The sequence below is a fragment of the Mesorhizobium sp. M1D.F.Ca.ET.231.01.1.1 genome (assembly GCF_003999155.2).
In the GTDB taxonomy this organism is placed as follows: Bacteria; Pseudomonadota; Alphaproteobacteria; order Rhizobiales; family Rhizobiaceae; genus Mesorhizobium.
Genome location: NZ_RZOZ02000171.1, coordinates 1 through 325 on the forward strand (window position 1 = coordinate 1; position 325 = coordinate 325).

Below are 325 nucleotides of genomic sequence, written 5' to 3' on the forward strand. Positions count from 1 at the left end.
GTTGCTGGCCAGCACCAGTCCGGTCGGCAAAGTAGTACCGGCGTCGAGCGCAAAGCTGTAGGGGCCATTGCCACCACTGGCGGTCAGCGTGAAGGAGTACGGCGTATTGATGGCTGCTGCGGAAGGCACATTGGTGACCGTGATGGTCGGCGCAGCAACGCTGATCGAGTAGCTCGCCGTGCCCGTCAACGGTGTGCCGGCACTGGCGGTCGCGGTCACCGAGAAGGCGAACGTTCCCTGCGTGGTCGGCGTACCGGACAGGAGGCCAGTGCCACTCAACGTCATTCCGGCCGGCAGTGCACCGGAAGTGACGGCATAACCGTAG

At 64.3% G+C, this 325-nt stretch carries 1 protein-coding gene; it reads right to left on the minus strand.

What is annotated here, in order from left to right; genetic code table 11:
• On the minus strand, positions 1-325 hold a 325-nt coding region (locus EN874_RS32815), incomplete at both ends, for a putative Ig domain-containing protein (protein WP_135884734.1).